General features: G+C 57.9%; 20 protein-coding genes and 1 tRNA gene. 9 read left to right on the forward strand and 12 right to left on the reverse strand.

What is annotated here, in order from left to right:
- Nucleotides 1–203: 203 nt before the first annotated feature.
- Nucleotides 204–395, reverse strand: a complete 192-nt coding sequence (locus tag C8D82_RS09725) for a hypothetical protein (RefSeq protein ID WP_116884087.1) — start codon at nt 393–395, stop codon at nt 204–206.
- Nucleotides 385–966: an ATPase gene (locus C8D82_RS09730; RefSeq protein WP_116884088.1), complete on the reverse strand. Its 582-nt coding sequence runs from the start codon at nt 964–966 to the stop codon at nt 385–387. The genes C8D82_RS09725 and C8D82_RS09730 overlap by 11 nt, the downstream gene beginning before the upstream one ends.
- Nucleotides 967–1250: 284 nt before the next feature.
- Between C8D82_RS09730 and C8D82_RS09735 the strand changes: the two genes are divergently transcribed.
- A complete protein-coding gene (locus tag C8D82_RS09735; protein WP_116884089.1) occupies nt 1251–1784 on the forward strand; it encodes an RNA polymerase sigma factor in 534 nt (177 codons plus the stop codon).
- 77 nt (nt 1785–1861) lie between these two features.
- Here C8D82_RS09735 and C8D82_RS09740 read toward each other — a convergent pair whose 3' ends face one another.
- From C8D82_RS09740 to dut, 7 genes are all read right to left on the reverse strand, one after another.
- Nucleotides 1862–3322: a tyrosine-type recombinase/integrase gene (locus C8D82_RS09740; protein ID WP_116884090.1), complete on the reverse strand. Its 1461-nt coding sequence runs from the start codon at nt 3320–3322 to the stop codon at nt 1862–1864.
- 163 nt (nt 3323–3485) lie between these two features.
- Nucleotides 3486–3562: transfer RNA gene (locus C8D82_RS09745), tRNA-Arg, on the reverse strand.
- A gap of 133 nt (nt 3563–3695) precedes the next feature.
- Entirely contained in the window at nt 3696–6191 is a 2496-nt protein-coding gene (locus C8D82_RS09750; RefSeq protein WP_116884091.1) for a transglutaminase-like domain-containing protein, read from the reverse strand.
- Nucleotides 6188–7417: a DUF58 domain-containing protein gene (locus C8D82_RS09755; protein WP_116884092.1), complete on the reverse strand. Its 1230-nt coding sequence runs from the start codon at nt 7415–7417 to the stop codon at nt 6188–6190. The genes C8D82_RS09750 and C8D82_RS09755 overlap by 4 nt, the downstream gene beginning before the upstream one ends.
- Nucleotides 7414–8748 carry an AAA family ATPase gene (locus tag C8D82_RS09760; protein WP_116884093.1) on the reverse strand — a complete coding sequence of 445 codons (1335 nt, stop codon included), beginning with the start codon at nt 8746–8748 and terminating at the stop codon, nt 7414–7416. The genes C8D82_RS09755 and C8D82_RS09760 overlap by 4 nt, the downstream gene beginning before the upstream one ends.
- Before the next feature lie 210 nt (nt 8749–8958).
- The gene (locus C8D82_RS09765) at nt 8959–9897 is read right to left on the reverse strand and encodes an N-acetylmuramoyl-L-alanine amidase family protein (RefSeq protein ID WP_116884094.1); all 939 of its coding nucleotides are present in this window, start codon (nt 9895–9897) and stop codon (nt 8959–8961) included.
- Nucleotides 9894–10352, reverse strand: a complete 459-nt coding sequence (gene dut, locus C8D82_RS09770; RefSeq protein WP_207776108.1) for a dUTP diphosphatase — start codon at nt 10350–10352, stop codon at nt 9894–9896. The genes C8D82_RS09765 and dut overlap by 4 nt, the downstream gene beginning before the upstream one ends.
- A 130-nt stretch (nt 10353–10482) precedes the next feature.
- Between dut and C8D82_RS09775 the strand changes: the two genes are divergently transcribed.
- Nucleotides 10483–12681 (forward strand): type IV pilus twitching motility protein PilT, encoded by a 2199-nt coding sequence (locus C8D82_RS09775; RefSeq protein WP_116884095.1) that lies wholly within the window; start codon nt 10483–10485, stop codon nt 12679–12681.
- A gap of 36 nt (nt 12682–12717) precedes the next feature.
- On the opposite strand, the gene mutY is transcribed toward C8D82_RS09775, so the two are convergent.
- The gene (mutY, locus tag C8D82_RS09780) at nt 12718–13788 is read right to left on the reverse strand and encodes an A/G-specific adenine glycosylase (RefSeq protein WP_116884096.1); all 1071 of its coding nucleotides are present in this window, start codon (nt 13786–13788) and stop codon (nt 12718–12720) included.
- Between the two features lie 148 nt (nt 13789–13936).
- Between mutY and C8D82_RS09785 the strand changes: the two genes are divergently transcribed.
- The 4 genes from C8D82_RS09785 to C8D82_RS09800 all read left to right on the forward strand — a co-directional run bounded on the left by C8D82_RS09785 (nt 13937) and on the right by C8D82_RS09800 (nt 18821).
- A complete protein-coding gene (locus C8D82_RS09785; RefSeq protein ID WP_165832984.1) occupies nt 13937–15973 on the forward strand; it encodes a TIM-barrel domain-containing protein in 2037 nt (678 codons plus the stop codon).
- Nucleotides 15974–16177: 204 nt separating this feature from the next.
- Complete coding sequence (locus C8D82_RS09790) at nt 16178–17515, forward strand: glycine--tRNA ligase (protein WP_116884098.1); 1338 nt, start codon at nt 16178–16180, stop codon at nt 17513–17515.
- A 63-nt stretch (nt 17516–17578) separates the two neighbouring features.
- Entirely contained in the window at nt 17579–18418 is an 840-nt protein-coding gene (locus C8D82_RS09795; RefSeq protein WP_116884099.1) for a hypothetical protein, read from the forward strand.
- 145 nt (nt 18419–18563) lie between these two features.
- Entirely contained in the window at nt 18564–18821 is a 258-nt protein-coding gene (locus C8D82_RS09800) for a hypothetical protein (RefSeq protein ID WP_116884100.1), read from the forward strand.
- Here the strand turns inward: C8D82_RS09800 and C8D82_RS09805 are convergent, their stop codons facing one another.
- Together C8D82_RS09805 and C8D82_RS09810 are read right to left on the reverse strand one after the other, a co-directional pair.
- Complete coding sequence (locus C8D82_RS09805; RefSeq protein WP_116884101.1) at nt 18822–19214, reverse strand: hypothetical protein; 393 nt, start codon at nt 19212–19214, stop codon at nt 18822–18824.
- A gap of 22 nt (nt 19215–19236) precedes the next feature.
- Nucleotides 19237–19440, reverse strand: coding sequence for a hypothetical protein (locus C8D82_RS09810; protein ID WP_116884102.1), 204 nt, complete (start codon nt 19438–19440; stop codon nt 19237–19239).
- Between the two features lie 220 nt (nt 19441–19660).
- On the opposite strand from C8D82_RS09810, the gene C8D82_RS09815 reads away from it, so the two are divergent.
- The 3 genes from C8D82_RS09815 to C8D82_RS09825 all read left to right on the forward strand — a co-directional run bounded on the left by C8D82_RS09815 (nt 19661) and on the right by C8D82_RS09825 (nt 23622).
- Nucleotides 19661–21154, forward strand: a complete 1494-nt coding sequence (locus tag C8D82_RS09815; RefSeq protein WP_116884103.1) for a sigma 54-interacting transcriptional regulator — start codon at nt 19661–19663, stop codon at nt 21152–21154.
- A 172-nt stretch (nt 21155–21326) separates the two neighbouring features.
- Nucleotides 21327–21995 carry a winged helix-turn-helix domain-containing protein gene (locus tag C8D82_RS09820; RefSeq protein ID WP_116884154.1) on the forward strand — a complete coding sequence of 223 codons (669 nt, stop codon included), beginning with the start codon at nt 21327–21329 and terminating at the stop codon, nt 21993–21995.
- Nucleotides 21982–23622 (forward strand): sensor histidine kinase, encoded by a 1641-nt coding sequence (locus C8D82_RS09825; RefSeq protein ID WP_116884104.1) that lies wholly within the window; start codon nt 21982–21984, stop codon nt 23620–23622. The genes C8D82_RS09820 and C8D82_RS09825 overlap by 14 nt, the downstream gene beginning before the upstream one ends.
- Nucleotides 23623–23663: the final 41 nt, after the last annotated feature.

A 23663-nucleotide genomic window follows, 5' to 3' on the forward strand; every position in this document is an offset into this window, starting at 1 on the left:
CGAAAAATTGTGCAAAAAAAGAGGTGCTCCCCATGCACCTCATCAAGGCACCGCCAAGCGCCCACTCAAGAATGCAAAAGGGAGCACCAAAACACAATGGTGCTTTCCCTTCAGCAACGATTCTTGAGTCAAAAGTTTGGCGGTTTCTGATGAGAACGTCTGCTGAAAAGTCTACAAAGACTTAACTATTAAATTGTAAGAATTTATATGCCTGTTTTACGGCTCCTCATTTTACGAACCAGATATTTGGCCGAAACCACTTTCGGCTTACCGTTCTTTCCGCAAACCACAGCCTGTTGGCCGAGTTTTGCTTTCTTTTCCAGTTCTTCATTTACGGCATCCTGCAAGGCTTGTACCGCGAGCAAAGAAGTTTTTTGAGTGGCTTCAGCAGTCATGGCAAAACTCCTTCATCTGTTTATAAATAGTATCGTTATAAATGTTGACCCCGTTGGCGTCAACGTCAAAAATCAAAGAAATTTCCCGTTGGGAGTTATCCACGCAATGTGTCACATCGCACACGTCGGCATATTCAAACAAATTTGCCACGCTGCGCGGATAACGGCGTTCAATCGCATCGGAGGGAATGTTGTGCCCTCCCTGCTTGACTCGATATTCCACCCGCCTGGCTGAAAATTCCGCATTCGGCAGATACAAATAAAACAGTTCGACCCGCCATCCGTCATTTTTCCATTGCTTGATTTTCTGCAAATACGCTTTGCCGGAAAGCGTTGTCTCAAAGGCGAAATTTTCCCGTGAGCGAATTTTCTCTTCAATCGCATTCAGAAAAATTTTACTTGCCTGAAGTTGAACAGCCTCCACATTCAGTGGCGAAAGCCCTCTCGCAATCTCATCGGCGTTAATGAAATTCAAACATCCGGCAATTTTCGGAAGATATTTCATGGCAAAAGTCGTCTTTCCGGCACCGTTCGGTCCGGCAATGATATAACATGTTGGAGACTTTTGCATCAGAATACTTTTCCTTCATTTCATCGGTATCCGTTATAATATATTCCGGCGAGATAAAATATCAACTTTCTTTTGCTCTTCGGCATAAGAAATCGGGAAAACCCCGGCATTAGTTCACGGAAGCACTTCGGACCCCGTAGAAAAATCGCCAGGCCCGGCACAGCATAACGCTCCGGGCAAGAATACCGGGAAATCCGAAGATGCTTCCTTTTTTACGCTTGACCTTCAGGAATTCAGCCCATATATTACCTTGCGAAGCGGAATTACAGCAAGAAATTTGATATATGGCATTTACAACCAGAGGAAGTTTATTATCCGCCGTCCGGCGCGGCGATGAAGTCGGCTGGGGTGAATTCTATGCGCTGTACAAGCCGCTCATTCTGTTGCGCGGCGGCGACCTCCGGCTCAGCCAGACCGAGAAGGAAGAACTGGTTCAACTGGTGATGCTGGACTTCTTCAAGGGAAGCCGTTCTTTCGTCTATGACAAATCCAAGGGGCGTTTCCGGGACTACCTGAAGCGGATTATTCACAACAAAGCCTGTGACCTGATGCGCAAACGGCAGGACGGAACCGTTTCCATCGAATCGGAAGATTTCGGCATTGAAGAGCTTCCGGCTGAAGCTGAGGATATCTGGGAAAAACAATGGCGTGCAACCGTGTTGGCTCAGGCGCTTTTGGAAATCAAGCAGAAATGTGACCCCACGACTTATCAGTCCTACATGTACTTTGCTCTCCAAGATATGTCTGCCCAAGAGGTGGCAAATCTGCTGGTACATATAATAGGAAAATCCGACATCAAAACACACTGGCGGATATGAAAAAAGTTTGAAATTTCTTTTCTGAGCAGGAAAAATCCCCGACAGACAGGGAACTCTTCCCTGCTGCCGGGAGTGCGTTACGCCGCTAGAAGCTCCTGCCGTATCTTTTGAATTTCGTCCTCCTCAATAATTTTATTGCAGACCCGCCTGCTTCTGAGGACGCCGAATTTGTCCATCCAGTTTTTTACCGCCACATCGGAGATATTATAGATGAGCCCGATGGTTCGGTTGCTGTATCGGTTAACGAGCCGGGAAAGTGCTTCCGGTGTCGGGCGCAATGGTTGCATCTTCTTTGCCTCTTCGGGGACTTCAAAGTTGATTTCCTCTGTCACAGCAAAAAGCTTTTTGCAACGCGCATCCATATCTCCGCGAGCTTTCTCCAACATTTTTGTGTAAAGTTTTATCATCTCCACCGATTCCCAGCAGAAGATACGCATCGCGTCACGCATAGGGCAATCTCTGGCGGCCAGCCATGACATCAACGTAGTCCGGAAAGAGTGAAAACCGTAGATGCAACCGTTACGCTGTCGCCTGAGCCCCTCTTTTGAGAGCTGGGTAGTCTCCTTGCCAAGAGCTTCTTTAAAGATTTTCGTGCATTTCTTGTAGACTTCTTTGTCGTTGTACTCATTAGCAATAACCGGATTGACGTAAGAAGATACTCTATCTTGCATTCGGCGCTGAAGAAGTTCCATAAGATTGGCTGATATCGGAATTCTTGCTGTCGAACCGGCACACTTACGCATTGTTTTATAAGGGTGAAACTCAATAAAACCGGTTTTGAAATCAACATGTTCCCATTTGAGAAGGCAACAGTCTTTCAGCCTTGCGCCAATACTTGCGCCGACGATAAACAAATCTATATAGTCCTGACCATAATTTGCCACTGTTTTCATCACCGCATCCAGCATATGGGGCTCCAAGGGCATGTGGGTTGATTCGGAACCATCTGATTTCGGCTTGCGCCTGACGATGTCGGGGTGAAAAGGGTCTCCGTTCGGCAACTGGTGATTGACTGAGACACAACGAAAGACGTTCGATAAAAGGTTGATTTTTTTATTGAACGTAGTCCCCCGGATATGGGTGCTGTTCCACAAATGCAGTGCATAATCTACGGAAATATCATTGCTGATTTCATCCATGTATCTGAGCTTTTTCTGCTCGCACCATGCTTTGAAATGGGCGTAGTTGCTGCGGATGTGCTTCTGGCGGAGAAGCGAGTTATCCAACTGTTCAGGATTTCTTTTAAGCCAGTAATCGAACCCCTCCTGAAATGTCAGGCGCGGAATTTCGAGGCCGTCCACCACTTCGGAAAGATTGCGGATGACCTTGAGGGCGTTCTGCCGTTTGCGGGTGATGAGTTCGGCTCCCACCGTCTCCGAGGCAATGGAGCGGTCCCGGAAGGCCACCGCTTCCTGATAATTACTGGTTCCGGTGTAGAAAGTCTTACGCTTTCCGTTGATAAGGCGGCGAAACGTCCATTCGCCATTCGGGGAACATCTTTGTTCCAGCGTCGGTGCTTTTGATTTTGTTCTCGGCATTTTCTTATCTCCTCTGTTTCGGTAATTATAATACCGGACGAGATAAGACAAAAACACACGCCGTTCTGAAAAATCCAAGGATATTGGCTACAATATTGGCACAGAACGCACTTTTTGCGGGTTCCGGATTGGCGGGTTATCCTTGTTTTGAGGCGAAAAAAAATGGTACACCCGACGAGATTCGAACTCATGACCTTCTACTCCGGAGGCAGACGCTCTATCCAGCTGAGCTACGGGTGCCCATGTTTGTTGTTATATAAGATAGCGCCGTTTTTGGATTTTTAAAGCAGCTTTCTGAAGAATATTTGATTTTTTTTATTCATTTTGAGGCTGAACAATCATTTTTCATCAATTAAAGAAGAAAATCCGGCTCCTATGGCTGCTTCGGCACTCTCAAGCCCCGGCGCATCGCACGGATGTTCCGCTGCACCAGAACCGCACTCCGGCGGGAAATCTCTCCGGTTCCGTATTCCGCCTCGTAAAAAGCCAGCACCACCGTCGTCATCCGGCGGTCAAAACCTTCGCGGAAATCCGCAAGCATCCGGGCATAGTCCAGTAACTCCTCGTTCCGACGGCGCGGCACCCCGGCAAGCGTCAACTCAATCCGAATCGCCTGATAGCCGAAAAGCACGCTCTCCCGGTATTCACCCGCCTTCAACGCCGCCGCCGCCTTCTCAAAACAAGCCTTCGCCTCCTCCTCTTGCCGATGAAGCCGACGAAGTCGCAACTGTTTGCGCAACAGTACATAAGCCGCAATCAGCGCCGCTCCAGCCAGAACCACCGCCGGATAGTACCGCCGCAGAAACTCCTGCCCGATTCGGAGATAATGCTGACTTCGACTCCCAAGCTGCTTGAGATACTCCCAGGCCGCCTCCCCTCTGGTCTTCTTTTTATCGGAGGCGCGATTCGCGGATTTCGGCGCCACCTTCCTGTAGGTTTCCTTGATCTGCTTGCGGATCTCCTCCTGCACCTCCGCGACCTGCATGATGATTTCCGCGGCTTTCGACGGCGTCTCCTCCGCCCGCACCTGCTTCAGATACATGTCTTTCAACGTCTGAAGCGTATGCTCGGTCAACTCCGGCGGCGTAACCCGCCATTCATCTCCGAAGGGATCCCGCAGCTTGCCGATCCCAATCGGAGTCGTCTGCGACCGGATCTCACCCGGCGGCGTCGCATCCATAGTCAGCCAACCGTATTCCGGCACGAAAATCTGAGTCCACGCATGAGCATGGTATTCATATACCTCAAACACATTCTGCAAAGTATTAAAATCGCCCGGCGAAAATCCGGCCGCAGTACGGGACGGCAATCCCGCCAGCCGCGCCATCACCGCCAAAGACGCGGCAAAGTACTCGCAATGCCCCTCCTTCAGCTCAAAGACGAAGTAATCCACCGTCTCCTTCCCTTCCGGAACCGGCCGGGAATACTGCTGATACTTGAAGTTGTTGCGCAGGTAATCCCGCAGAATCAACGCTTTTTCGTAATCATTTTTGGCATTCCGCGTCAGTTCTTCCACCTTCTTCTTCAACCGCTCCGAAATTTTCTTCTCCGGCAGTTTCAGATAATGGGCGCGCGCAGGCCGTTCGCGCCAGCGCCGCCGGGTACGCTCCGACAACGGGTTCTCCAGCTCCGTACTGATTTCACTGGAAACCAGATAGGAAAACGGCAGATTCGGATAATTGTTCGAGGCCAGTTCGCTGTTATAAAAGGTCGTCCTGAGCAGGCTGTAAGGCGCCGTGTCGTTGTTCCGCTCGAAAGAGACCGGGCGGTAAGGCGCATAAAGTTTGGGACTCAGCCATTTCAGGATCGTGTAGCGCGATGAAACCATCCGGGAGGCGGAACGCTCGGAACTGCGCACATTGATCCTGCCCCGCTTCAGTTCCGCGGACGCCAGCCAGCGCGTCCCGTCATATTCATCATACAACTGCGCCAGATGGTACAGCTTCAGGGGCGACTTCACCCGCAATACCAGGTCGCGTCCCGGCGGAGCGCTGCCGGAACCGTCCTGAGATGAAGAATCGGGTTGTTTTCCCTTGATCTTCATCGGAGTTCCGCCGGCTTCCAGCGTATCGGGGGTCCCATTGCGGATAATGCGGACGCCTCCCTGTTCCTGTTTGACTTTTTCAGACTGAAACCACTGTTGCAGGTTGGCGGGCAGCATTGAAGATTTATCCGTATTGAATGCCACGGCAAAAATTCCCTTCGAACCGCTCGGGTCCGTCGGGAACAGCGGAAAAATCAGCGCAAAGCACCCGGCGACCAGCCCCAGATGCAATGCCAGGATATGCCAGTTCCGCCGCAGAATCCGGCGCGGATTCGGCAGACGCGGGTTTGCGGACAACTGCTGCAGGCGGTTGCTGTACAACAATATGAGCATACTGCCGAAAGCCACACCCAGGCACCACAGATAGACCGTGCGCGGCAACAGCGCCCCGTATGCCAGCAGAATCATCGAGATCGCAAATAAATAACCGTAATCGCGCGCGTTCTGTGCCATCAGAAAGATCAGACTGGTGATGGCCAATACCTCCGACAGCGCCTTGTCCGCCGGGATGCCGTGCGTCAGCCGGTACATCAGCCAGACCGCCGCGGCGGCGACCACGGCAAGCTGAATCATAAATCGCCACCACGAGGGAATGACCCGGTACGGCACATAAGCCAGCAGCGCCAATACCGGGATCAGCCCCAATACCGCGAAGGTCAACTGAGGCTGGGCATACTGCCACAGCGAAGCGACCACGGCGGCGCCGCACAATATGGTATAGACCAGATGCTGCGGCAGCCGCTCCGGGGTCTGCCGCCGCCGGGAGTGGTCCACGATCCGCTTGACAGGAAGAATCCGCAGAATATATTTACGCCAGAGCTTCATTTTTCCAGCACCTCTTCCAAAGTGTTCGCGAAACAGACCTCGCGCGGCTTGACCGCCCCGCGGAACCGCCGCAACGAGCGGTCGCCGTACACAATGCGCGGTTCATCCGGCAGAATCGGCGGAAAGTTGCCCTTCGGCGCCAGAATCCAGTTGACCCGGCAGCCGTTGTCAAGCAGAAGCTCCAGAAGCCCCTTCGAAGCGTCGTCCGCCTCCATCGACAGCGCATACACCAGCACGCCGCCGGGTATCTGCTCAACCGCCTCCAGAAGGGTATCCGCAAACGGCACCTCCGCCGGTTCCAGCATCATCAAAGTCTGCATCAGCCGCCAGTGCATCACCGAAGCGTCTCCCGAAAGATGGAGCCGCTCGCCGCTGCGCCCGTCCGCCGCGAAAAAGTGAATCCGGCAGTACATCTCCTTGAGATGCTCCGACAGGCTTGCCGCCGCACTGACCAGAAATTCGAGGTTGTTTTCCCGCGGATCGTTGCCGACCAGCGCTTTTCTGGTATCCAGTATGATCACGATCTGGTCGACCGTATTGGCTTCAAATTCGCGGATCATCAACTGCTGCCGCCCCGCCGATCCTTTCCAGTGGATAAACCGGATCTCGTCGCCCGGCCGGTACGGGCGGACTCCGAAAAATTCCTGACCGTGCCCGGATTGCCCGAGCGGACGGCCGTCGAAGCTCGGCATCGGGTTGCTTTCGGCCTGCAGCTGCAATGAATCAAGCCGGACTGTGCCGGGGTAGATCTGAATTTCACCCGGCAGCCTGAACTTCCGGGTACGCCGGAACAGGCCGGCCGGATCACCGCCGGAGACTTTCACCTCCAGCAGCCTGGCGCAGCCGCGCTTCTCCGCGATGCAGGTCCGGTTCAGAAGCAGCGACTCCCCCGGCCCCAGCGGGGGAACGGCGGCATGCAGCACGCCGCCCGGAGCAAATTCGCATTTCTCCGTAATCACCATCGGCTGCCGAAAGAGGAAAGTGCGGTTGGTGACCAGCAGCGGCAGCGCGACTTCGGTTCCGAAAAAGCCGTCGCTGTTCGGCCGCCGTTCAATCCTGATCCGGTACAGCGAAAACTGGGCCAGCAGGAAGCTGGCCGCCAGAAGCGAACAGAAAATCGAAGCCGCCAACGCGGTCGCCAGCCCGACGTTGACCAGCGCCACCCCGACAGTTCCGACCGTCATCAGAATCAGCAGAAAGCCGCGGGCGGTCGGAAACGCCATCATATCGCGGGTTCCTCATTGACCATCGGAATCCCCTCCATGATGGAATCGAGCACATTGTCCACCTTGTGCCATTCCCCCTGGAAGCGCAGCCGCAGCCGCATCCTGTGCGCCAGCACCACCTTGACCATCGCGCGCACATCCTGCGGCGTTACATAATTCCGGCCGCTGTAGGCGGCGAGACTCTGGCTGCACCGCATCAGCGCCAGCGTGGCGCGGGGGCTGCAGCCGTTGGCGAGCGCCGGATGCTGCCGGGTCGCATCGGTGACTTTGATGATGTATTCCTTGATCTTCTGATCCACCGACACATTGCGCACCAGCGCATGGCAGTGCACGATATCCGATCCCTTGATCACATAGGAGATGCGCGAGAGCGGATGGCTTCCCTGCTGCGAACTCAGAATTTCCAGCTCCGCTTCAGGCGACGGATATCCGATCGAAAGGCGCATCATGAAGCGGTCGAGCTGCGGTTCCGGCAGCGGATAGGTGCCGTGGTAATCCTCCGGATTCTGGGTTGCGACCACGAAAAACGGCTTCGGCAGCACATGCGCCTTGCCGTCGACGGTGACCACCGATTCGGCCATGCACTCCAGCAGGCTCGACTGGGTGCGCGGCGTGGTGCGGTTGATCTCATCGGCCAGAATCACATTGCCGAAAATCGGGCCGGGAATAAACCGGAACTGTTTGAGCTTCTCATCGTAAATATTCGTACCGGTGATATCGCACGGCAGCATATCCGGCGTGAACTGGATGCGGCGGTAATTCGCCTGAATGGATTTCGCCAGCGCCTGCGCGAGAATGCTCTTCCCGACGCCGGGAGCGTCCTCCAGCAGCAGATGGCCGTCGGCCATCAGGCAGACGATCATGTTCCGCACCACCTCCGGCTTGCCCTTGAACACCACCTCGATGTTCTGCTCCAACTGCCGGATCACCTTGCGCATCGATTCAAACGTGAATTCGCTGTCGGGAGTATCCGCCCGTTTCTCGCCGGCCCGGGCGATCCCCGGATTGTTCGGATCGTTGAAAACCAGCATGGAACTGCCGATCTGGATCGTATCCAGATGCTTGATCTGCACCTGCACGATCGGCGCGGAATTCACGAACGTGCCGTTCGCACTGCCGAGATCCTCAATGAAAACCCCTTCCGCCGTAGAGCTGATCACCGCATGATGCCGGGAAACATTGGGTTCCGCAATCACGATATCGCTGTCGTTCTCACGCCCGATAATCAGAGATTTCCGGTTGATCGGAATCTCCCGGGTATTGCCGTACCCCTCCTGAAGCGTGATGGTCGGAAACTCGCGTTGCGCCGATGATATATCTTTTTGTGCCATATCTAATGTGATCTACTCTCTTTGACTTATCGTTCCGGAAGGAAAATGAAAATTACGGAATTCTTTACTTTCATCCTTTCCTTTTTATATAAGATACCCGACTCAAAGGGATTTTCAAACGCCGCCGATACTTTTTTCGTCAATGACGCTCAAAAAAATGAAACTTTTTTGTTTCGTTCCTTCAAAGCGGTCCGCACCGCCTGCGGCAGGTCATTTTTTCATAGCGGCAGTGCGGCGGTTAAAGGCCTCGACTCCGTCGGCGACGGCGGCGGCGACTTTCCGCTGACGCGCCGGGTCGGCAATCGCCAGCTCCTCCTTCGGGGTGGTGATGAAGCCGGCTTCGACCAACACGGCCGGACAGTGCGCCTTGACCAGAACCCGGAAACGGGCGAATTTCACCCCCCGATCCGGCCCGCCGGTGGCTTTGACCAGGCGGGATTGAATCTCCTGCGCGAGATTCAGGTTGGCGCCGTCATACCGGTTCGACAGCGTCGCCTGCTTCGGGACGGCTCCGCCGCCGGTGCTGCGGCAGCCGTCCGGCGTCATCGCGAAGGTTTCGACGCCGGTGCCGGTCCGGTTGGCAGCGGCGTTGTGATGCACGGAAATGAACAGATCGGCTTTCAACGTTCCGGAGAGGTTGCCGCGCGCATCCAGCGAAACATCCTTATCCGTATCGCGGGTCATTTTCACTGTGAAGCCGCGTTTGACCAGTTCATCCCGGATTTTCTGCGCAAGGGCGAAATTCAGCGTTTTCTCCTGATGCTTCGCACCGGTCGCGCCGGTTTCGCTGCCGCCGTGGCCCGGATCGATCAAAATCATTTTCACCGGTTTCGCAGGGGCGACCTCCCGGTTCAACAGCGGGGCGACCACCTTTTTCAGATTGGCCTCCGACAGCGAATAGACGCCGGATTTTCCTTCCGTCCGCTGCGCCGGTTCCACCAGATGCACCCAGCCGCCGTTGAAGTTGGCGCGCAGGCTGCCGGGATAGATCGTAATGAAGTTGCCGTTCCTGCGCAGCGTACAGCTCCGTTCGGAGGCTTCGCTCTGAACGCCGAGCGCGCGGATTTCGCGCGAGACCGGCGAGTGGCAACCGGCGAACGTCAGGCCGACGGCCGCCGCTGCGCCGCACAACAGGATGGTTTGCTTCACAATGATTTTCCTTCGCCGATGCCGGTGCTGCCGAAGCCGCCCGCGCCGCGCTGCGTTTCGGAGAGCTCCTCCGCCGGAACCAGTTCCACGGCGGCCAGTTCCGCGATCACCATCTGGGCGATCCGGTCGCCCCGCCGCACCTGAAACACCGCCGGGCCGGGATTGAACATGATCACTCCGACTTCCCCGCGGTATCCGGCGTCGATGGTGCCGGGAGAGTTGGTCAGCGAGAGATTGTGCTTCAACGCCAGTCCGCTGCGGGGGCGCACCTGCGCCTCAAATCCGACCGGAAGCTCCAGAAACAATCCGGTCGGCACCAGCGTGCTCTTCCCGACGGCCAGTTCGATGTCGGTGCGGGCCTTAAGGTCGTAGGCGGCATCGTCGGGATGCGCTTTGGCGGGAGCCAGGTCGGAACAGCCGGAGGCCATCTTGAATTTTATCATATTTTTGAGCATAAATCTCACTTTCCGATTTGTTTTGCATCGAGAACGGTATTAAAGTATCATTGCTCAGAATCGATGTCAAGAGAGCGTCCAGAAGAAAGAGGCGCATTACTGTTTATCTGATCCCGGGAAAGGAAATTTCATGAATCTGATCGACCTGCTTCAATATGCGATGGATTCCGGCGGTTCGGACCTGTTCATCACCACCGGCAAAATCCCGTCCATGCGGCGCAGCGGCACCATCTACCAGATCGGCGAAGAGGTCATTCAGGCGGAAACCGTCGACGAATTCCGCCGGACCGTGCTCGACCAGGAGCGCGAGGCGGAATACCGGCAGCGCGGCACCGCCGACGCGGGCTTCAACATCGACCTCGCCCACCGCTTCCGCATCAACTTCATGAGTACGCTGAACGGCCCCGGCTTCGTCGCCCGCCCGATCCACTCCGGGCGCGACCTGGATATGGTCAAACTGCATATTCCGGTCCAGATCCAGAAGATGTGCGAGGCTCCCGCCGGAATCATCCTGGTGGTCGGCGCCACCGGCAGCGGCAAGTCCACCACGCTCGCGGCCATGGTCAACTATATCAACGCCAACCTCAACAAACATATCATCACGCTGGAAGACCCGATCGAATACATCCATGAGGACCAGCGGAGCATCATCACCCAGCGCGAACTCAACTCCGATGCGGTCAGTTTCGCGGACGCGCTGCGCAGCGCTCTGCGCGAAGCGCCCAATGTGATCGTAATCGGCGAAATGCGCGACACCGACACGGTCAGCACCGCGGTGGCGGCGGCGATGAGCGGCCACCTCGTGCTGTCCACGCTGCACACCTCCGACGCGATCCAGTCGGTGGAGCGGGTGATCGACCTGTTTCCGGAGGACCAGAGAATGCAGGTGGCGACCGATCTCGGCAACGCGCTGGTCGGCGTAATCGCGCAGCGGCTGATTCCGACGCCGACGCACGACGGCATGATCCCCGCCTTTGAAATCCTGATCGGCACGCCGCCGGTGCGCAAGCTGGTCGGCGAACGCGATTACAGCGGCCTTGAGGACGCGCTCCGGCGCGGCGGCGAAAGCGGCATGCAGACTTTCAACCGCACCATCTACCGCATGACCAAGGAGCACCTGATCGCGGAAGAAGATGCGCTCAAGGCGGTCACCAATCCCGATGAATTCCGGCTGCTTTTAAAAGGAATGGAGTCCGGCGTGGATTCGCTGCGCAGCCTGTACGGCACCGCCGAGGACTCCGAGGACGGCAAGTTCATCGACATGCGCCGGCTGCTGCGCAGCGCGGTCAAGATCGGCGCGTCGGACCTGCACCTCTCCTGCGGTGCGCCGCCGACGCTCCGGCTCAACGGCGAACTGCGCGCGCTGGAGCTGCCGCCGCTGACCCCTTCCGACACCCAGCGGCTGCTCTTCAGCGTACTGACGCCGCGCCAGCGGGTCGAATTCGAGGAGAAGCGGGAGATCGACCTCGCGCTGTCGGTCACGATGAACATCGGCAGCAACAACCCGAACGACACGATCCGTTTCCGCATCAACGGCTACTTCCAGCGCGGCTGCGTCGGCGTGGCCGCCCGCGTGATCGCGGTGCATATCCCGACGCCCGAGGCGCTGGGCCTGCCGCAGAGCCTGCTCGACATCAGCAAGAAGAAACAGGGACTGATCCTGATCACCGGCCCGACCGGCAGCGGCAAGTCCACCACGCTCGCCAGCGTGATCGACCAGATCAACCGCACCAAGGCCGACCACATCATCACAGTCGAGGATCCGATCGAATTCGTGCACAAAAACAAGATGGCATTGATCGAGCAGCGCGAGGTGCACGCCGACACGCTGAGCTTCTTCAACGCGCTCAAGTACGCGCTGCGCGAAGACCCCGATGTGATCATGGTCGGCGAGATGCGCGACACCGAAACCATCGCCGCCGCGCTGACCGCCGCCGAAACCGGCCATCTGGTGTTCGGAACTTTGCACACCAACAACGCGCCGCAGACGGTGGACCGCATCATCGACTCCTTCCCTGCCCACCAGCAGAACCAGATCCGCCAGCAGCTCGCCAGCGTGATCCTCGGCGTGGTCGCGCAACGGCTGCTGCCGAATCTCGACGGCCGGGGACGGAGCGCCGCGTTTGAGATCATGATCGGCACGCCGCCGGTCCAGGCGCTGATCCGCGAAAACAAGACCGGCCAGCTCCAGTCGATTCTGGAAACCAACTTCAAGGACGGCATGATCACCATGCGCCGCTCGCTCGAAGAACTGGTCGCCGCCGGCAAGATTTCACAGGAGCAGGCCAATGCGCTGTCGATGGACGCCAAGCAGGTAGAGGCTTTCTAGTCCGCCGGCGGGCAAGCCGCGAAGAGCGCAGCCGTTTTAAAAGAGCGACGGCTGCGCGCTTTCCGCGTCGAGTGCTTCGACAAAGGGCCTGAACGCGGTCGGCAGCGAAATTTCCCGCTCCAACTCGTCGCGGGTCACCCAATGGAAGCCGCCGTTTTCCGCCTTGCAATCGGCGAGAAAGCCGGACATGTGCCATTCCAGATGGGTGAAGACATGCTTTGCGCCGCCGGTCGCGATGATCCGTTCCGCGAAGATTCCCTGCCCGGCCATCCATTCGGCAGCTTCGGCGACAGTCAGGCTTCCGGCGGTATTCGGGAACTCCCAGAGCCCGGCCAGCAGGCCGTTGCCGGGACGGCGAAGCAGCGCGATCCGGTCGCCGCAGCGGAGCAGGAACACCGTCCGCGGCTCGATCCGGCGCGGCTTCCTGCCGGGCTTTACCGGCAGCCCGGCGGCAATCCCTTCGCGCCGTCCGGCACAAAGCTCCGCCAGCGGACACTCCGCGCACCTCGGCGCGCCGTTCGGCAGGCAGACCGTCGCGCCCAGCTCCATCAAACTCTGCGTGAAATCACCGCAGCGTCCGGCGGGATAAACCTGCCGCAACGCATCGGAAATCGCCCCCTTGACCTTGGGACTGGAGATATCCTCCCGGCTCGCGGCAAGCCGCGAAACCACCCGCAGCACATTTCCGTCCACCGCCGGCTCCGGCCGGTTGAAGGAGATCGACGCGATCGCCCCGGCGGTATACTCCCCGATGCCGGGCAAAGAGCGCAGCGTTTCCACATCGCGCGGGAACTCGCCGCCGTACTCGCTGACGATTACCCGTGCCGCCTTCTGCAGATTGCGCACCCGGTTGTAGTAGCCCAACCCCTCCCACAGCTTCAGCAGCTGCGGTTCGGAAGCCTCCGCGAGTGCGTGCAGATCGGGCAGCTCCTTCAGGAACCGGTCGTAATACGGCTTCACCGCCTCGACGCGGGTCTGCTGCAGCATGATCTCCGAAATCCATACCCGGTAAGGTTCGGGGCTTTCGCGCCACGGCAGAATCCGGGCGTGCCTGTCATACCACTCCAGCAGCGGAGCGACGATTGCCTGCAATGATTCCGAATCCATGTCCGTCCCCTTTATTTGAAAATGGAAAATATAGACCGCTCCCACCCGGAAAGCAAACCGAACTTTATGACTTTTCAATATCTTTCATTTGAGAAAACGCCTACCGGCAGTATATTATTCAGAAAAATTGATCATTATGAGGTACTTCATGGAATTTTTACCCGGTGTTTTCCGGTTCCGATTCGGGCAGCCCGAAAACGGCACGCCCTCGCAGCAGATGTATGTGAAGCCGCCCCGGCGCGAAGCGATGGCTGAACTGCCGCACGCGGAGCCGCCGTTCGACGCTTCGCAGATCAAATTCACCGTCAGCCGCCGCGGCTGCCGCCTCGAACTGCCGCTCACTTCCGGCGAGGATATCTACGGGCTCGGCCTCAACCTCAAAAGCCTGCGCCACACCGGCAAAAAACGGACGCTCCGGGTCAACAGCGACCCGGCCACCGACACCGGCGACAGCCACGCGCCCGCCCCGCTCTATTTCACGACCGCCGGTTACGGCGTGTTGGTCGATACCGCCCGCTATGCGTCCTTCTACTGCGGCGGCAACGCCCATCTGAACCCCAAGGAAGAGACGCGGGCGCCGGAACAAGGCGGCGTAAAACTTTCCGAAGCGGAACTTTATGCGCTGGACAGCTCCGCCTCCGCCCCGATGGTGATCGACATTCCCGCTGCCCCCGGCGTGGACCTCTACTTGTTCACCGGCCCGGCGTTGCTCGACGCGGTGCGGCGCTACGTGCTGTTCACCGGCGGCGGCGCCCTGCCCCCCGAATGGGGCCTCGGCTGCTGGTACCGCACCTGCGGCGCGAGCGATGCCGCGCAGGTGCTGGCGATGGCGAAGGAGCTGCGCGACAAGTCGATTCCGTGCGACGTGCTCGGCCTCGAACCGGGCTGGCAGTCGAAAGCCTACTCGTGCAGTTTCAAATGGAGCCCGGAACGCTTTCCGCAGCCGGACCGGACCGTCGCCGCCCTGAACAATATGGGCTATCACGTGAATCTGTGGGAACACCTTTTCACCCATCCGACCTCCCCGATCTACCGTGACCTGGTCCCCTATTCCGGCGACTTCAAGGTCTGGGACGGGGCGGTGCCGGACCTGACGCTGGCCCCGGCCAGTGAATGTTTCGCCTCCTACCACGCCCGCACCTTCACCTCGCGCGGAATCAGCTCGTTCAAGCTCGACGAGTGCGACAATTCGGACTTCATTTCGAGTCCGTGGTCGTTCCCGGAATGTTCGCAGTTTCCCTCCGGGCAGGACGGCGAAACCATGCACTCGATGCTCGGCATGCTCTATATGGAAACCATCGGCCGCGCCTGCCGCAAAAGCAATATCCGCACCTACGGCAGCGTCCGCAACGCCCACGCCTTCGCGCCGCCGCAGCCGTTCGTGCTGTACAGCGACCTCTACGACCACGCGGAGTTTATCCGGGGCGTGACCACCTGCGGCTTTTCCGGGATGCTCTGGACCCCGGAGCTGCGCCACGCGGTGTCGCCTGAAGACTATCTGCGCCGCCTGCAGGCGATGGTGCTGTCGCCGCAGATGCTGCTGAACATCTGGTCGATGCCGCACCCGCCGTGGCGGCAGCTCCGGCGCGAACTCAACAGCGCCGGAGAATTTTACCCTGAGGAGGAACAGCTCCGGCTGGAAAAGGCGACCCGCGACATCCTCGAACTGCGGATGCGCTTCCTGCCCTATCTGTACGCCGCTTTCGCGGAATACAGCTTCCACGGCACGCCACCTTTCCGGGCGCTGACGATGGATGTCCCGGACGATCCCCGGCTGCGCGACGTCGACTACGCCTGGATGGCGGGCGACCGGCTGCTGGCGGTTCCCTTCCGCGCCGGAATGACCGAGCTGACCGTGCCGCTGCCGGAAGGCGACTGGTACGACTTCCATACCGGCGAAAAATACACCGGGGAAGTCACTCTGCGCCCTGCGCCGGAAGAGCTGCCGATCCTGGTCAAAGGTTCGGCGGTGGTTCCGCTCGCGGAACCGGTCCCGCATATCACCGACGGCATGAAATTCAAACTGCGCCTCAAATGCTTCGGGGACGCCCCGCGCCCGGCCCGGCTCTTTGCCGACGACGGCTTCAGCTTCGCCTATGAAAACGAAACTCCCCGCTGGGGCGAAGTCCGCGCGGACGGCACTCTCTCGCCGGAACTGGCCGCCCGCTACGAAGTGCTCCCCTGACGCGGGAACTGCCTCCGGCGGGTCAGGGGCAAACGCCTTGCCCGTTGAAGACGGCACAGCTTTCCCCGCGACCGGTCTTTTTATCTTTCCCTGATGCGGACTGGCAAATTCCGCAAATGATGATACATTATAACGCGTAACGAAATGTTCAACCCGGAGGAGCCCGGCAAACGGGTTCCTTCTCATCTGTAAGGAATGGATGTCATGGCCGAAGAAGAGGTAAAAGATCTGGAGCTGATGGACAAGATCGTCAGTTTATGCAAACGTCGCGGATTCATATTCCCGAGTTCCGAAATCTACGGCGGGATCAACGGCTTCTGGGATTACGGCCCCTACGGCGCGCGCATGAAACGCGCCATCGAAAACCTCTGGTGGCATGAAATGGTCGAAACCCGCGACAACGTCGAAGGACTTGATTCGACCATCATCTGCCATCCCCGCGTCTGGAAGGCTTCCGGCCACCTCGACCAGTTCAGCGACCTGATGACCGACTGCAAGAAGTGCAAATCCCGCTACCGCGTCGACCAGATGGCCGACCCGACCACCTGTCCGAACTGCGGTTCCAAGGACCTGACCGAGCCGCGCGAATTCAACCTGATGATGAAAACCTTCGTCGGCCCGGTCTTCGACGAGGAGCACACCGCGTGGCTCCGCGCCGAAACCTGCCAGCCGATTTTCGTGGATTTCCACAGCGTCCGCGTCGCGACCCGCCAGAAGCTGCCTTTCGGCATCGCGCAGATCGGCAAGGCGTTCCGCAATGAGATCAACCCGCGCAACTTCACCTTCCGCAGCCGCGAATTCACCCAGATGGAGATGGAATTCTTCTGCGACGGCGAGGAGGGCATGGAGTGGTTCGAGTACTGGAAGCAGCAGCGGATCAACTACTATAAGAACAAACTGAAGTTCTCCGACGACTTCTTCCGCATCTACGTCCACGAGAAGCTCGCCCACTACGCGAAGGCGGCGATCGATATCGAAGTGAAGTTCCCGTTCGGCTGGGGCGAGCTTGAGGGCGTCCACCACCGCGGCACCTGGGACCTCACCCGCCACAGCGAATTTTCGGGAGAAGACCTGCAGTACATGGACCATGACAACAGCCGCAAGCTGATGCCGACCGTGATCGAAACCTCCGTCGGACTCGACCGCACCATGCTGGCGCTGCTCTGCCGCGCCTACGACGAGGAGAAGGCCGCCACCGCCAAGGAGGGCATGGACGAGGATACCCGCGTCGTGCTGCACCTGCCGCCGCTGGTCGCGCCGATTCAGGTCGCGGTGCTGCCGCTCTCCAAGAAGCTGAAGGAACCGGCCTATGCGCTGTACAAGGAGATCGACCGCCACTTCCGCTGCGAATACGACGAGACCGGCAGCGTCGGCAAACGTTACCGCCGCCAGGACGAAATCGGCACGCCGTTCAGCGTGACGTTCGACTTCGATTCGGCGAACGACAACGCGGTCACCGTCCGCAACCGCGACACGATGGAGCAGGAACGCGTCAACGTGACCCAGCTGCGCGACTATCTCGAAAAGCAGATCGAAGCGTAATTGCCGCCACTCAAGGCCGGACAGCCCGTGTCCGGCCTTTTTATTTCAGGAAAGGAGCTGATCATGGACAGGCAGGAACTGGAAAAACTGATTCAAAATCTTTACGTTCAGACCGGAGCCGGGGAGTTCTTTGAACCGCCGACCATTCACGTCGCCTCCGCTTCCGATCCTTTCTTCGCCCGCTACAAAACGGTGATCGGCCCCCACCACTGGACGCCGCAGGAGGCGCTGGGCCGCAAGTTCCCGGAAGCGACCGCCCGTTCGGTCGTGGTCTGGGTGCTTCCGGTCAGCCGCAAGGCGCGCGAAACCAACCGGCGCGAAACCGAACGCCCCTCGGTCGAATGGGCCGCGGTGCGCAGTTTCGGCGAGATCATGAATGAGGAGATCCGCAGCCAGACCGCCGGACTGCTGACCGCCGCCGGTTTTCCCGCCGTCGCCCCCCATCTCGAACAGCGCGAAATCTACCCCGCTCCCGGCTGGGATGTGAAGAATTTCACCTCAAGCTGGTCAGAACGGCATGTCGCTTTCGTCGCCGGGGCCGGCACTTTCGGACTCTCCGCAGGACTGATCACCGCCCACGGCGTCGCAATGCGGCTCGGCTCCGTGGTCACGGCGCTCGAATTGGCCCCGGACGCCCGCCCCTACGGCAACGATCCGTTCGCGTGGTGCACCCGGTGCGGAGCCTGCATCCGCCGCTGTCCCGGCCATGCGATCGGCAGGGAATTCACCGACCGCGACAAGCCCGGCTGCGCCAACTACTGCGTAACCCATGTGAATCCGGGCCGCGAGGAGCATTACGGCTGGCTGAACCGCGCCCTCGGCTGCGCCCTCTGCCAGACTGCGGTGCCCTGTGAATTTCAGCGTCCCGGCGTCCGGGACCTTCAACCGTCACCGGCGCAGTAATCACGTTTTCCGGAACGGGTGTGGGCGAATTTGCCCGCATTTTTTGCAAAATTGCCGGAATGCAATATTACGGCAATATTCCCGCGATGTTGATCTGTTATACTATAAAGTAAACAGATCATTTCAAACGTCGAGGGAATATATCATGAAAACCACACTGTTTCTCTTTCTGCTGGCCGCGATTCCGATGCTGACCACCATAACCTGCTTCGCGGAGGACGTTCCGGTCCCCGTTGACGACAAGGATTATGTTCCGCCGCAGGCCGCGATTTCCCGTGACGGCATCTACCTGCCGGAAGCGCTGCTGGCCGATACCCGCGCCACAACTCCGAGTGAGGATGCGCCGGCAACGGAGACAAACCGCGAGGAGGACTCCCTGACGGATTCCTCCGCGCAATTCTGATCACAGCGACGCTTTCAACAGCCTGAACCTGCGACGGCGCCCCCAGGTCTCCAGCAGATAGATCAGGCAATAACAACCGGGCATTACCAGAAACGCCACCGCCAGCGGTAACGCCAGCATCAGCAGCGACGCATAGATGGATTCAAAGTTCCCCAGCCACAGGTTACCTGCGGCCAGCGTAATCCAGCCGACTGCCACCGGCAGCAGCCGTTTGCTCCAGTGCATCGGGCGGCAGAAACAGGTCAGCAGCAACGCCATACCGACCGCAGTCAGCGCCGGGATCGTCAGAATTACCGCGCCAAGCAGCGAATGAGTCAATCCGTAAGGCTCGGCCGCCGGCAGTGAAAATGCGGCCGCGAAGTTGATGATCCGGGACAATGTATTCTTTTTCATGGTTTTCCCCTCCGCCGCTTCATTATTTATGATCCGCAGTACAGATTCTGAATCCGGCGGCAACCGCCGCCGCCATCACCAGCACGGCCAGAATCAGAAACGGCGCCAGCGTATTGAATTCCGGGATTCCCAGCAGTTTCCCGACAGTGTACGGTTCCGTCGCCATCGCCTGACCGCCGCTCCACATCGCCATCGCCGCCATCCAGTATTTGCCGAGTTTATTCATGATCGATTTTCCTTTCTGTTTCGGGATGATTCCCGCCGCAATAAAAGCAAATGCCGTGCCAAGCCGTCATCCGATCGCATAATCAATTGGAATTCAAAGCATTATACCACAAACAAGGCAAACTCATTCTTTTTCAATCATCAACAAAAAATGCACATACGATTGACACACAATGTACACCATGCTATATTAACGCCATTCCAAGGAAAGGGTAGGCGACATGGCGATGTTCACGGCACAGGAAGGGGCGCGTCTGGAAGCGCTGGGCAGGCTTAATTTCATCAATCCGTTCGCGCCGGAGCGGATCAAACTGGAGGAGACGATCCTCGGTTCCTCCCGGCCGGCTTCCGATGATGTCTGGAACATGCACTCCGGTTCCAACGGAACCCGCGCGGCAGTGCAGGCGATCGGCGAACTGGCCACCCACTGGGCGAAAGAACTGCGAAAACGCACCGGACGCACCGGTTTCTCCGCCACTCCGGCTGAAGACAAGCTGTACGACGCGGTGGTGATCTATCATCTATTTGAAAAATACCGTCAACCGATGACGGAGCGGATGGTTCAGTTTCCGGATGAAACGGAATATCCGGTCTACCGTGACTTCGCCCGGGATTTTCTCGAACTTGCCGCCTATCCCGGACGCAAAACCTCCTTCCGCTACGAACCGGAGCGCAGCTTCGCGATCTTCTTTCAGATTCACCGCGCCTTTCACCATATTTTCAGCTTCATCGTCGGCGGAACGCTGGCGGCGGGCGGCCTGCGCGCCGCGATCTGGCAATCGATTTTCAGCCACGACATCGACCGTTATTTCCGTGTGCTCTATGACAAGATGAACGGCATCACCACGCTGATCACCGGCGAATCCGGGACCGGAAAGGAACTGGTGGCCCGGGCGATCGCGCTGTCGCAATATATCCCGTTCGACGCGAAAACCTGCCGCTTCGCCTATCCTTATACCGCGTGCTTCCTGCCGGTGCAGCTTTCGGCCATGCCCCAGACCATGATCGAATCCGAGCTGTTCGGCCACCGCAAGGGAGCTTTCACCGGCGCGACCGGCGACCGAATCGGCTACTTTGAAGGCTGCGTGGAATCCGGCAGCGTCTTTCTCGATGAGATCGGTGAAATTCCGCCGGAAACCCAGGTGAAACTGCTGCGGGTGCTGCAAAGCCGCAAATTCCAGCGGCTCGGCGACAACCGGCTGCTGGAATTCCGGGGGAAAATCATCGCCGCGACCAATCGCGACCTCGGCGAAGCATGCCGCACAAAAACTTTCCGCAACGATCTTTATTACCGGCTCTGCGCCGATACGGTCAGCACGGTTCCGCTGCGCGAACTGGTTTCCGGCGACGACCGGGAGCTTGAACACTTCGTGGCAATCCTGTCGGAACGGATTCTGGGGCATCAGGAGGCCGCCCGTTTCACACCGGAGGCGGTCAGGTGGATCCGGCGGCACCTCGGCGCCTCTTATCCGTGGCCGGGCAACGTGCGCGAGCTTGAGCAGTGTGTGCGCAATCTGGTGATCCGGGGAGAATATACTCCGGCGGCCACGCAGGAAACCGGGGAACTCGAAACCGCACTGGACCGGACCGATCTTACCTGGGAAGAGCTGCTGCGCCTCTATCTCAGGCGCGGCTACAACCGCCTCGGCAGTTGCCAGGCGGTCGCTGAATTCGCGGGGCTGGATCGGCGCACTGTCAAAAAATATCTGTCATGACGGAAGCCAAGCGCCGTACTGCCTTGAAAAATAACGCCGCGTCCCGGTTCAAGAAACTTGTACGCGGCGTAAAATAATAAAACGCAAATACTCCGTCTATTGCGTCCCCGGAAATTCATGATATATTATTGAAATGAATAATGGAAGCAATTGCAACCCGGGAATGAACTCCATGAGGATTCTGCTGATCGAAGATGACGCCAAGACGGCGGAGATTATACTCAAGGGATTCCAACAGGCGGGATTCGAGACCTGTCATGCCGCCGACGGACTTGACGGTCTGTTCAAAGCCAAGAGCGCCCTTTTCGACGCGGCAGTGATCGATGTGATGCTGCCGAAACTGAACGGTTTCACCGTGATTGAGGAGCTCCGTGCCGCCGGGCTCAAGTTGCCGATCATCGTGCTCAGCGCCAAGGATTCGGTGGAAAGCAAAATCACCGGTTTGGAAAAAGGCGGCGACGACTATCTGGCCAAGCCGTTTTCCATGGCGGAACTGATCGCACGGGTACACGCGCAATTACGCCGCGCCAGCTGCGCCGCGGAAACGACAGTGCTGACAGTAGAGGACCTGACCCTCGACCTGATCAGCCGCAAGGTGGTCCGGGGCGGTGAACGGATCGAGCTGCAGCCGCTGGAATACCAGCTGCTCGAATATCTGATGCGCAACAAGGGGCGCGTCGTCTCCAAAAACACCATTATGGAACATGTGTGGGAATACCATTTCGACACCCGGACCAATATCGTTGAATCACGGGTCTGCAGGCTGCGCGAAAAAATAGATAAGCCATTTGCACGCAAATTGATCCGTACCGTCCGGGGCTTCGGGTATGTTCTGGAGTGACCGCCCTCCTTTCCGGACGGTGAAGTTCAAAGTCGCCCTCGGCTATGCCCTGCTCTTCGCAGTTTCCACTTGTTTCTGCTTCGCCGCGGTTTATCTCTACCAGCGCAACCACCTTTATAACACCATCGATCAGAAGCTGCTGACTTTCGTTCAGGAATTCGAATATGAATACCTGACCGGCGACGAGTTTGCGGCCGCTTCGGTCGCCCTCAACTTCGACCAGGTGCCGCCGGACGTGTTCGCTGTGGTCGGCCAGAAAATAGCGGGTTGGAAGCCGCTGTTCGCCGCCTACCACGGTTCCCGCAACCACGGCCACTATCTGCTGATCGGCACCGCCGGCAACCGGCTTCAGGAATTCATCGTCCGGTGGCCTTCGCTGACCATAGGGGTCCGGGAACTCACGCTGGTCGACCGGGCCGCGGTTATGAATCATAAATTCAACAGCGAATCTTACGGAGAAGGCATAAACCAGATATTCTTCCTGCTGCTCTCCGAAAACGGCAGGGTTCTGGCCCGGTCCGACTTCCGGGAGCGGCTGCTGCCTTTTTTTACCGGACAGGACTTTGCGAAATACCGCTGTTCCCGCTGGTTTGCCACTCTCTCCGGCAAGTGCGCTCCGATCCGCGTGCTGAACCAACGGCTGATCGACGGCAATATCCTGGTCATCGGCTACAGTCTGATGGATATTCAGGAGAATCTGTCCAGCCTGGTCTTCATCTTCAATTCGATGGTGCTGCTGATGCTGCTGATCGGTTCATGGGCCGGCTGGCTGCTGGCGCGCAAATTCATCAGGGGCGTGGACCGGGTCACCTGCGCGGCGCGGAAAATCGAAGCCGGAGATTTTTCGCTGCGGGTCGGGCATGGCGATGAGGGCGAAGAGATCGACAATCTGGTCGACGCCTTCAATAACATGACAGCCAACACCGAAAAATTACTGAAGGAACTGAAAACAATCTCCGACAACATCGCCCATGATCTGCGCACTCCGATCACCCGCATCCGGGGCAAAGCCGAATTAGCCGTGCTCAATCCCGAAGACAGCTCGGAACTGGCCGGCGATGTAGCCGAAGAGTGTGCCGAAATGCTGACTATGATCAATACCATGCTGGAGATTACTCAGACCGAATCCGGCATTGCCCAGGATGACTTTGATGATCTTGACCTGACCGCCCTCACCGCCGCGGTACTGGAACTTTTTTCCACAGTGGCCGAGGATAAGGGGATTACATTGCATCAGGAGCTTCCGGCACAACCGCTTTCCGCCTGCGGCAACAAAGTGAAATACCAGCGGCTGCTGGCCAATCTGCTGGACAACGCGATCAAATTCACTCCGTCCGGCGGTACGGTTTCCGTCCGTTTGGAACCCGGCGATTCGGAATTCACGCTCCGCATCAGCGATACCGGCTGCGGAATACCGCCGGAAGCCCGGTCTCATATTTTCGAACGATTTTACCGTTCCGATTCCAGCCGGAGCCTGCCGGGCAACGGTCTGGGGCTCAGTCTGGTCAAGGCGATCGTTTCCGTTGCCGGAGGAACCATCGAAGTGGAGAGTGAAGTCAACCGGGGAACGACTTTCCTCGTCACCCTGCCACGGTGGCGGCAAAAGACGAAGATGACGAAACTTTAATCAAACGGCCACCTCCTGAATCTTTTTCCATGCTATATTAA

This window comes from Victivallis vadensis (assembly GCF_003096415.1).
GTDB lineage: Bacteria > Verrucomicrobiota > Lentisphaeria > Victivallales > Victivallaceae > Victivallis > Victivallis vadensis.